This is a genomic window from Streptomyces sp. KLMMK (assembly GCF_036961605.1).
GTDB classification, from domain to species: domain Bacteria; phylum Actinomycetota; class Actinomycetes; order Streptomycetales; family Streptomycetaceae; genus Streptomyces; species Streptomyces telluris.
Genome location: NZ_JBAMDC010000235.1, coordinates 1 through 10,686, shown reverse-complemented (window position 1 = coordinate 10,686; position 10,686 = coordinate 1). Strand labels below are relative to the sequence as shown.

Annotated in this window: 6 protein-coding genes and 1 pseudogene; 5 read left to right on the top strand and 2 right to left on the bottom strand. The window is 61.9% G+C overall.

The features are described 5' to 3' along the window. Positions 1–749: 749 nt before the first annotated feature. From V7793_RS26000 to V7793_RS25985, 4 genes are all read left to right on the top strand, one after another. Entirely contained in the window at positions 750–2,633 is a 1,884-nt protein-coding gene (locus V7793_RS26000; protein ID WP_336010469.1) for a 1-deoxy-D-xylulose-5-phosphate synthase, read from the top strand. A 593-nt stretch (positions 2,634–3,226) separates the two neighbouring features. Continuing rightward, complete coding sequence (locus V7793_RS25995) at positions 3,227–4,078, top strand: geranyl diphosphate 2-C-methyltransferase (RefSeq protein ID WP_336010467.1); 852 nt, start codon at positions 3,227–3,229, stop codon at positions 4,076–4,078. A 143-nt stretch (positions 4,079–4,221) separates the two neighbouring features. Further along, the gene (locus V7793_RS25990) at positions 4,222–5,181 is read left to right on the top strand and encodes a terpene synthase family protein (RefSeq protein ID WP_336010465.1); all 960 of its coding nucleotides are present in this window, start codon (positions 4,222–4,224) and stop codon (positions 5,179–5,181) included. Positions 5,182–5,390: 209 nt separating this feature from the next. Beyond that, the gene (locus V7793_RS25985; RefSeq protein WP_336010464.1) at positions 5,391–6,332 is read left to right on the top strand and encodes a terpene synthase family protein; all 942 of its coding nucleotides are present in this window, start codon (positions 5,391–5,393) and stop codon (positions 6,330–6,332) included. Between the two features lie 51 nt (positions 6,333–6,383). On the opposite strand, the gene V7793_RS38265 is transcribed toward V7793_RS25985, so the two are convergent. Both V7793_RS38265 and V7793_RS25980 read right to left on the bottom strand, forming a co-directional pair. Then, entirely contained in the window at positions 6,384–6,755 is a 372-nt protein-coding gene (locus V7793_RS38265) for a transposase family protein (RefSeq protein WP_443057995.1), read from the bottom strand. 89 nt (positions 6,756–6,844) lie between these two features. Then, entirely contained in the window at positions 6,845–7,927 is a 1,083-nt protein-coding gene (locus V7793_RS25980) for an IS110 family transposase (RefSeq protein ID WP_336010462.1), read from the bottom strand. Between the two features lie 499 nt (positions 7,928–8,426). Between V7793_RS25980 and V7793_RS25975 the strand changes: the two are divergent. Continuing rightward, positions 8,427–9,608 (top strand): annotated as a pseudogene (locus V7793_RS25975) (IS110 family transposase); the annotation flags it as partial. Positions 9,609–10,686 lie beyond the last annotated feature (1,078 nt).

Genomic DNA, 10,686 nt, shown 5'->3' with positions numbered 1-10,686 from the left:
TCACGTCTTCATCCCTGTCGGAGCCTGCTGGCTCAACCTCCAGGAGGGCTGGTGGCGCATCTTCCGAAAGACCGCTCTTGCAGGCCAGTCATTCGTCGGACCAGCCGAGATCGACCACGCTACCCGACTCGCAACCAACCAACTCAACACTCGCGCACGGCCATGGGTGTGGGGCAGGCCCCCGCCCCCAACCCGCCGACTACGACGCCGGTATGTGTACACCGAAAGAGGAATCGAGCACTAAGGGTGGGACCCAGGATCCGATCTCAGCCGACCACTCTCGTGCCAAAGATCAATTACGGGACAGCCCTTAGCCACAGGTGGAATCCCCCATGATCGGAGTAACACTGTTCCCTTTACAGCCCATCAAAATCCGGCGTACTGCTCGGCGAGTGCGGCGCGTCCTGCCGGGTGGCATGGTGGCCTGGGCGCGCGGATGGCGTTGCGTACGGGGGAGGCTCCGGTAGGCAATTTTACGGACGGCGGAAGGTTTGTGCGCCGGTCGTGGTGTGGTGCTTCAGGGTCTACTTGTGCGCCCTGGCAGGGAGATATCCTCTTGTTGAATATGGGAGCAGCTCCGTTGATGCGGACTCTGCCCTTCCAAGTTGGAGACGACAATCTCCGCCATTCGTAGCCCCTGGTGGTGGCGCTGCACGAGGGACTTGGCTCATATCTTCCGAACCCCCGCCCGTTCCCCGGGCTTGATCTCGTCGGCCGTGACACCATCGGGTCTCCTCTAGGGGTTGCTCATGAACCGGTCTTTGGCCTCTTTCTCATCGCTTAGCTCCGTACCCGCGGCGGATCTGGCGGCGTTGCGTCGGCTACCGGAGGAGGCGCTGCCGGAGCTGGCTGCCAACATCCGCCGGACCCTGGTCGAGACCGTCTGCTCGACGGGCGGGCACCTGGGCCCGAATCTGGGGGTGGTGGAGCTGACGATTGCCCTGCACAGGGTTTTCGATTCCCCCCGTGACGTGATCGTCTTCGATATCGGCCACCAAGGTTACGTACACAAGCTGCTGACCGGACGGGCGCAGTTGTTCAGCACGCTCCGGCAGGAGGACGGCCTCTCAGGCTATCTCTGTCGAGCAGAGTCCGCGCACGATCTCGTGGAAAATTCCCATGCCTCAACCGCGCTGTCGTATGCCGACGGTCTGGCCAAGGCTCGTGTCCTCGCAGGGGAGGAGGATCGCGTAGTAGTGGCGGTGATCGGCGACGGTGCGTTGACTGGTGGGATGGCGTGGGAGGCGCTGGACAACATCGCCGCCACACCGCAACGTTCTGTGATTATCGTCCTGAATGACAATGGCCGCTCCTACGCCCCCACCACCGGATCCCTCGCCGCTCACCTCACCCGGCTGCGTACCGGCACTTCAGCGGGCGACGGCGGTACGGGGAATCTGTTCACCGTTCTCGGCCTGGACTACATCGGCCCGGTCGACGGCCACGACATCCCCGCGCTCGAAACAGCCCTGCACGAGGCCCGTAGGCTACTGCGACCGGTGGTAGTGCATGTGGTGACCCGCAAGGGGAAGGGATATGCGCAGGCTGAGGCGGATGACGCCGACTGCTTTCATGCCGTCGGTGTTCTCGATCCGGCGACCGGGCGTCCCCTGCGGCGGGTGTCCAATAGTGCGACTGCGGAGGTGTCCGAGGCCCGGAGCTGGACCAGCGCCTTCGCCGACGAAATGGTGGCTTTGGCCCACGAGCGAGAAGACGTGGTTGCGGTGACCGCCTCCATGCTCCGCCCGGTCGGCCTACACTCAATGGCCCAGCAGTTCCCAGAACGGGTCTTTGACGTCGGCATCGCTGAGCAGCATGCCGTCACTTCCGCTGCTGGCCTGGCCATGGGCGGTTACCATCCTGTGGTCGCCGTCTATGCCACCTTCCTGAACCGGGCTTTCGACCAGGTCCTGATGGACGTGGCGCTGCATCACCTGCCCGTCACGTTTGTCCTGGACCGGGCTGGCATCACCGGTCCCGATGGCCCTTCCCACCACGGCATGTGGGACCTGAGTCTGCTGTCTGTTGTACCAGGTATGAGGGTGGCGGCCCCGCGCGATGCAACCCGACTCCGTGAACTCCTGCGCGAAGCTATCGCTATCTGCGACGGACCGACCGCGGTACGTTTTCCTAAGGCATCCGTCGGGGAAGATATCAGCGCGCTGGTGCGTATGGATGGTGTGGACGTTTTGCACCGCAGTACGGGTAGGTTCCTAGACGTCCTTCTCGTGGCTGTTGGCACGACTGCAGCTGTCGTTGTGGAGGCTGCATGCACCCTCAAGCAGGAGAAGGGTATCGGCTGCACTGTCGTCGACCCCCGCTGGGTCATTCCTCTCAACCCAGCTCTCCCACACCTGGCAGCGCAGCATCAACTGACTATCGTCGTGGAGGACAACACGAGCACTGGCGGCATTGGCAGCCTCCTCGCCCAGGCGTGTGCCGATGCCAGCGTGAGATCCCCCGTCACCTCTCTGGGACTACCCCGGGCTTTTATATCCCACGGCCTGCGCACTAGCCTGCTCGCCCATCACCGGCTCGATGCTCCGGGTATCACCAGCGCCGTCCTGAAGGCCTGCAACCGTCTACTGCGCTGCGACCTCACCCTGGACGACCCACTTCACAGGAGGGAGTAGCCGCAACGGCAACCGACCAGGGCCTACCAGCCCCTGTCGGCATCGGGGAGCCACGAGTCTCAGTACAGACCACGACTGCCACCATCATCGTTTCGCCCTTCTCTCTCCCCCCGCTGCCCCCATGCCTTGTCCGCCGTCACCCAGCGGCCCTGTCCGGCATTCTTCCGCGGAAGGCAATATCCGCGCCATCCAGTGAGGGTCTTCAGCTTGGCCTCAAAGGAGTGGCTTGGCACTTAGGGTTGGCGCGGGACGGGCTTCTGGGTTTGAGCCTTCGACCAGTCGGCTCCCGCCCGCTCCCGTCCCTCGATCCGTGGCCGAGTTGAAGAAGCTTAGTGAACCTATTCCACCAGGCCGGGAGGGTGATGATGTCGAAGCCAGCCTCTGCGGTGCATGTCATCACCCCAGGTGAGAAGCCTGGCGATTCGACAACTGCCGACGCTCTATTCTGCAGCTTCGGCCGGATGAACGAGGTCCACCTACTGGGGCAGTGGCCCCGCTGGGACGAGAGAGAAGACGGCTCACCGCCTCGATCGCAGCAGAGGATACAGGGTTTAAGTTGGCTCAAAACGACTGCCCCAGAAAGGATTTGTAACATGAGTGACAAGCCCGCACCGACTGCGCATACGAAGTACCAGGAGTCCGTTGCCAAATACTGGGATTACGAAAACAACAAAATCAACGTCAAACTGGGTGAGATTGACGGCTTGCATCATCACCACTACGGCATCGGCGAGACAGATGTTGCAGCACTTGAGAGGCCCGACGAGATGCGAGAGGAGAAGATTAAGGCGGAACTGCACCGTCTGGAGCAAGCACAAGCAGATCTCCTCGCCGACCACCTGGGCCCTGTCGTAGCAGATGACCGGCTCTTCGACGCCGGCTGTGGACACGGGGGCGGCTCCCTTGTGGCGTTCCAGCGCTTCGGATGCCACGTTGACGGTGTCACCCTATCCACAGTGCAAAAAGACTGTGCAACCCAGTACGCAGAACAACAGGGCGCGGCCCTAAAAGTCACCTTCCACGTGGCAGACATGCTGAACACAGGCCTGAAGTCACAGGCCTATGCCGCCTCCTGGAACAATGAAAGCGACATGTATGTAAACCTCGACGATCTCTTCGCTGAGCATGCTCGTCTGCTGCAGCGCGGCGGCCGGTATGTAGCAATCACTGGGCTAATCAACGACGTCTACGGCATGGCCAGCCGCTCAGTATCGCGCATCAACTGGCACTATGGATGCGACGTTCATAAACGCGCCGACTACTTCAAAGCCCTCGCTCGCAACCGGTTGGCCGTGGCTACGGTCATCGATCTGACTCAGGCGGCACTACCCTACTGGAGACTCCGCCAGCAGAGCCATCTCGCCACAGGCATCGAGGATGACTTCCTGTCTGCCTATCAAGACAGCAGCTTCCAGTACATGCTCATTGCGGCAGACCGCATCTAGCCCGGGACACACCTATCACGTCTCTACGACACCTTATTTCGAAACTGTTAGCCTACCACCGCGGGCAGGACGTTATTATGCAACCTCCTCCAGGAAACAATCCAGACTCTCGCGACCCCTCTACAACCATCAGAGTCCCGCTTATGAGCAGCCTTGAAGATCTGATTGATTGCCCACCTCCGGCACGAGAGCGGCCCGACCTTGCCGAGAGCATTAATGCCCGCTTGCTCGATTGGGCTAAGGAGATCGAGATCTATAAAAATGAGCTGCCTAGGCTCCACTCCTGCAATTTGGGCAGCCTGGTAGTACTGACACAACCCAACAGTGACGACGCAGACCGGCTGTTCGCTGCAGCGCAGTGTGCAGCGGCAGGATTCGCCTTGGACGATTATTACACTGACGACTTCACCGTGAATACACGACTCACAGCTATCAAGGTTTTTCTGTCACAATCATCTCTCGACCCAGCCTGCCTGCCTCCCCCTTATGCCGGCCACTACCAGACGGCACTTACCCAGGAGCCCATCCTCCGGGCATGGCGGTCTGCCATGGATCATCTTGCCAGCTATGCAACAGCCGCTCAGATGCACCGCTTCCGGCACGAGAACGCAAACCTCTGTGCGGCCGTCTGCGCCGAAGCTGCCTGGCGTCTACAGAGGCAGCCGCCGGCGACCTGGCTGTACCTGGCTAGTCGCCAGATAAACAGCTTTATGACATCCATGTCCCTCATCGATGTAATCGATGGATATGAGCTTCCCACTTCCGTCTATGCCCATCCAAAAGTACGGCAAACTATGGCTTGGGCAGCCAATGCCGCCACTCTTATCAACGACCTCTATTCAACCTCCAAAGAGTCGCGGGAACCTGGGACTACCTTTAATCTACCTACCCTGATTGCAGCAGAAAAAGGCTGGTCGAGAGAGGCATCTCTTCGCCATTGCATCAAGATTCATAATCAGATGGTCCGGGCATTTAAAAGCGACGCTGCCAAACTCGCCAGTATGGCAGATCCAGACTTGCACCGCTTCCTTAAGGGGCTGTGGTCGTGGATGCGTGGGAACAAGGCCTGGCATTCCATGACGCCACGCTATAGTGAGACCTAAGGCGCTTGAGCCAGAAATTGCATCCGCGTGATCAGAAACTCCGCCACTCCACTCAGTCTCCAGGCTCGAACTCCCGTCCTGCGCTGCGCATATACAGCGAAAATTAGAGATCCAGGACTTTATCCGAACAGAAGGGGAATGCAGTGACACACTGGCGACACGGCATCGACAGATCATTCCCCACCCTGCACTGCCCACCTCCGGCCCGAGTGGACAAAGACCTGGGACGAGTTGTTGACGATCGGCTGATCACCTGGGCAGAGCATTCGGGCTTCAGCCCAGATGAATTGGGCCAGTGGCGCACAATTGGATTCGGTCAGTACGCCATGCTGCTGCACCCCGACACTGATGATCCCGATCAGCTATTGCTCGCAGCACGCTGGCTAGCTACCGTCTTCACTATTGACGACCGTTGCACCGACGACCATAACTTGGGAGCGAACCCCACTACACTGGCATCCAAGTACGCACTCATCCTGCCCGCGCTGGACCAGCCACCAATTCCTGCGGACTGCACAACAAACTTGAATCAAGCACTGGTGGCCGATCCCATGCTGGTGGCGATCACCTCAAGCCTCACTTATCTATCCAACCAGGCTACACCCTCCCAGATCGCCCGGATCCGCCATGAATACATGGAATTGCTCATCGCTTGCGCTACCCAGTCAGCGTGGCGTCACGACAGCTACATGCCATCGCCGTGGATGTATCTGACATCCCGCTCCTTCAACAACTTCCATCCTGCCATTACACTCATCGACGTGGTCGGTGGCTATGAAGTTCCCGCTGATCTCTACTTTGAGCCACGCGTCCGCCGGGCCACGATCCTTGCCGCCACCGCCGCCAATATGGTCAACGACCTGTACTCAGTAGCAAAAGACTGCGCTTCTGGGACAGGCGAACTCAATTTCCCTCAGGTGGTGGCCGCCGACAAGCGATGCTCCCTGCAAGAAGCAATCAACGTCACCATCAACTTGCACAACTCGTTGATGAAATCTCTTAACGCCCAATGCGCGGAAATCGCTCACATTCGATCGCCCGCACTCCACAGATTTCTCACAGGACTGACAGCGTGGGTCGCGGGAAACCGAGAATGGCACAGCCGCACCTCTCGATACAAAGTTCCACACGCAAATTCCTTTGAAGGGTGACCAGCCGACCTTCATGTATATTGATGCCTGATCAAGCTTCCCGAATTGGACCTACCAAAAAGCAAAGTGGAACCGGCGAATGGAAGGACTGGCCCAGTTCAAGAATGACGAAATCGCACTGCCCCAGACCCACCAGAGCTTCACGGAGACCGGGTGCCCAGGCCGCGAGGACACCGCGAGCATCGCGGCATACCGCCAGGCTATGGACTCCGACACCCCGAATCCGGCCCCGACCTGTCGATACGTCTCGTTCTTCCACAGATACGCCAGGGCGAGCAGGGCCTTGCAGCAGCCCGGCCGCCTCCACTTGTTGCCGGCAACTCGCCGACGAGCGTGGACCAGCCAGGAGTCACGCCCGACGAACTCATCAGGGACGTCGAACCAGGAAGGACACGGAACCGCGAGGCTCCGCGGACGAAGCACGGTGCGTGAGAACACCAGCACAACGACCAGGAGCCCTGCCTCATTCCCCCCTCCGACCAGCCCACTTCCCCCGAGGCTGCTATGTCGTGTCAAGCCGCTTGAGTGAGTTCTTCGACGCTGCCGAGTCGGTTCCCCTCGGTGCGCTCAAGGAGCTTGAAGATCTGGCGGCAGATCACCCGCTTGAGGCATCGCTGCGCGTCACGGGCAGTCTTCCCTTCGGCGGTCTTTCTCGCGACGTACTCCTTGGTGACGGGATCGAGTCGCATCCGGATCAGAGTGATCGTGTGCATGGCCCGGTTGAGCTGCCGGTCACCGCTGCGGTTGAGACGGTGGCGGTTGGTCAACCCGGAGGAGGCGGGGATCGGCGAGACGCCGGCAAAGGAGGCGAAGGCCGCCTCCGATCGGAATCGTCCCTGGTGAGACCAGCTGACCAAGATCTGGGCGGCCGTGATCGGTCCGACTCCGAGCAAGCCGAGAAGCTCCGGGGCCTGCTGCCGCACCAGGGTGAGGACCTCGTTCTCGAGGTCCTTGGCCTCGGCCTGCAGGGCCTGGACGCGCTGGGCCGTGGACCGCATGGACCGCACCGTCATCCGGTGCTCGAGGTCCTGGGCCAGGCGGTCGCGGAACTGAGCGCAGTAGGCGATCTGAGCAGGGCGCTTGAGCTTCCGCAGCTCGGCGCGAAGGTCGTCCGGCGCGGAGACGATCAGGACCTTGAGCTGGTTGATCGCGGCGGTGGAAGCGAGAACCGCGCCATGACGGGTAGCAAGCAGCACCCGCAGTGCCTCGCGCTCGCCACGGAGGCGTGGCTGAATCAGATGCTCGGTGGCCAGGGCCTCTTTGGCGGCCCGGATGGCGTCGAGCATGTCGGTCTTGCGGCCTCCACGGTTGGCCGCTCGTTTCGGGCGGCAGACTTCAACGACCTGCTCGTCGGCCTGTTCCAGGAAAGCCGCGAGGCCAGCGCCGTAGCTGCCGATGCCTTCCAGGGCCCAGCAGCGGCGGCCGGGGACCTGCTGGCGGGCGAAGTCCAGCAGTCGCCGGTAGCCGCGGGCGTTGGCCGGGGAATCGGTGCTGGCCAGGACGGCGCCGAGGGGGCTCACGGCGGCTGCGGCGAGGGTGTCGCAGTGGGTGTCGACGCCGATGACGCCATCGACTTGTTCTGCGAGCATGGTCATGCGGTTGTTCTCCTCCGGACGGACGGCCGTAACGGCGTCGGCCTGGGTGGAGTCACCGCGTGGCGGAACTGTGATGAGTCACGCCGCAAGGCGGACAAGCTGCTGATCAAGCCAACGGGTGGGCCAGGCCGACGCCCGTGCCCGGCAGACATCGCGGGGGAACGGCAGCCCCTGACGGGACGCCAGTTATTTTGCGAGTCATGCCGGGTCACGAGCGCCGAGCCTGGCAGCAACCCATCCCGGGCCGCAGAAGAACTCTCACAGTTATCTTCTCCACGGCCCCGCAATGGGGCGCCCGGCCTCCGGAGTTGGCATGACTTTCTCCCCCTGTCGAACGCATGGTCTGGGGGGTGGTGTCACCGGCTCCGTGGGCATCGACAGACCGCTGATCAGGGGCATGACCACCGGCTTCTTCGCAGGTCGGGAGGCTCTTCGTAATGAGGATGTGGCGGTCGGTGCCGTGGGACGGCCGGGCAGGGAGCACGACCGGAGGACGCACGTGATCGAGGTCAGCGACATCGGAGTCTTCCTCGGCCTGGACGTCGGCAAAGGCGAACACCACGCCACCGCCGTCACCCCGGCCGGGAAGAAGCCGTTCGACAAACGGCTGCGCAACAGCGAACCCAAGCTCCGCGATGTCTTCGGGAAACTGCAGGCCAAGCACGGGACCGTGCTGGTGGTCGTGGACCAGCCCGCCTCCATCGGCGCTCTGCCGCTGGCGGTGGCGAGGGACATGGGCTGCCCCGTCGCCTATCTGCCGAGCTGACGATGCGGCGGATCGCCGACCTCAACCCCGGCGAGGCCAGGAACGACGCCCGCGACGCGTTCGTTCATCGCCGACGCGGCCTGGGTCGTGCCCCACACACTCCGCTCGGTCGATCCCGAAGACGAGACCATCGCCGAGCTGGAGATGATCATCGGCTTCGACGACGACCTGGCTAGGTGAGCCCACCCGGATCAGCAACCGGCTTCGCGGCCTGCTCACCCAGATCCCCCGCACCTGGAGCGTGTCCTGGGCCCGCGCGTGCAGCACCTGGTCGTGCTCACGCTGCTGGAGCGGTTCGGGTCCCCGGCCCAGATCCGCAAGGCCGGACGCCGCCGGCTCGTGACCTTGCTGCGGCCGAAGGCGCCACGGATGACCGAGCGACTGGTCGAGGAGATCTTCACCCTGCTGGACGAGCAGACCGTGGTCGTCCCGGGAACGGACGCGGCCGCGCTGATCGTCCCGAGCCTGGCCGGCTCCCTGACCGCCGTCCTTGACCAGCGGAAACTGCTGGCCGGACGGATCGAGGACCTGCTGGAGGCCCACCCTCTTTCCAAGGTCCCGACCTCGATGCCGGGGATCGGCGTCAGGACCGGAGCCAGGATCTTGATCGACGTGGGCGACGGCAGTTCGTTCCCGTCCGCCACCCACCTCGCCGCCTATGCCGGCCTCGCCCCGGCAACCCGCAGCAAGGGCTCGTCGATCCGCGGCGAGCAACCGTCCCGACGCGGGAACAAGCAGCTCAAACGGGCCTTCTTCCTCTCCGCGTTCGCCGCCCTGGCCGACCCGGCCTCCCGCACCTACCACGACAAGAAGATCAGCCAGGGCAAGCACCACACCCAAGCCTTCCTCTGCCTTGCACGACGCAGAGCCGACGTATTCTTCGCGATGCTCCGCGACGGCACGTTCTACGACCCCAACCCGCCCCATCAGCTTGACCAAACCCATAGAGGCCCCCGAGACAGGCTCAAAGACACTCAATTAGGAGTTAGTTGCATTCTTTTTGGGTGCAGGCACACTTGGTGGGGCACTTTGTGAATTGTGTGCAGTTGCCCAATTCTGTAGCGGCGGCGTGCTCCATCCCTGCTGCCGCATCAGTCTCGCTTTGGTCCATTACGGGGCTGAGGTGAAAGTCGAGCACAATCTCGGATTGTTCAATAGAGTTCATTTTTCATCCCAATGCTCTGGTTATGGATTCTTTGCAAAAAATTCCCGTCCAAGTTGCCAACGGTGTCCGTAAAGCCTGGATTTCATGCCGTGCCCGCGGCGATTGGAGTTGTGCAACGGGCTCCGATGGGCACCGTGGTGACGGAGGCGCAGTGCCAGGTCGGGATAAGAGTGGCAGCGAGGAGCGGGCGCCATCCGGGTCTGCCGCCTTTAGCGTGCCGACGAGCGGTTGGAGAGCCTGTTGCCTTCGTTGGTGCAGCGCCAGTAGACAACTGGCCATAACCTTTGACATTGTTTCCGCTTTCGTCTCTTCCGGCCTACCGAACTCTGAAGCTGTGGGAGAAGGCGCATCAGTTGTGGCCACCGTCATGAGTCTGGCCTCGAACGGGTTCTTCGTCACCTCTGCGCCGCTCGCGATGGCCTCGTAAGCCATCTTGCATCAGAAGGGTCCTATTCGCACTCTGTGCGTCGCCTGATGCAGATGGTGGCGGCTGCGGGGGTCAGGCAGCGGTAGTCATCGACCAGTAGGCCATCGACGACAAGCTCGCCGTGAAGGCTCGCCGAATCTCTCCCAACCCGTCCTGGGAGGGTGATGATGGCGAAGCCAGTCGCAGTGACGCATTTCACTCCCCAAGTCAGGAACCTGACGAACCGACGGGTATCGACGCGTTGACCCACAGCTTCGGAGGTTGATAGAGGTTCAGTGAGTCTCTTTCATCTTGAATAGTTGCTGGTCAGGAGGGTGTGGTCGGCGGTGACGATGCGGCTGGTGCGGTTGGTGGAGCATCGGGGCCGGCGGAGGATGTGCCTGTCGGCGTACGACCTTGGC

Bases quoted from the DNA above. Each gene is read 5' to 3' on its own strand.
- V7793_RS25990 (WP_336010465.1), top strand. From the start codon at position 4,222: ATGAGCAGCCTTGAAGATCTGATTGATTGCCCACCTCCGGCACGAGAG.
- V7793_RS25995 (WP_336010467.1), top strand. From the start codon at position 3,227: ATGAGTGACAAGCCCGCACCGACTGCGCATACGAAGTACCAGGAGTCC.
- V7793_RS26000 (WP_336010469.1), top strand. From the start codon at position 750: ATGAACCGGTCTTTGGCCTCTTTCTCATCGCTTAGCTCCGTACCCGCG.
- V7793_RS25980 (WP_336010462.1), bottom strand. From the start codon at position 7,927: ATGACCATGCTCGCAGAACAAGTCGATGGCGTCATCGGCGTCGACACC.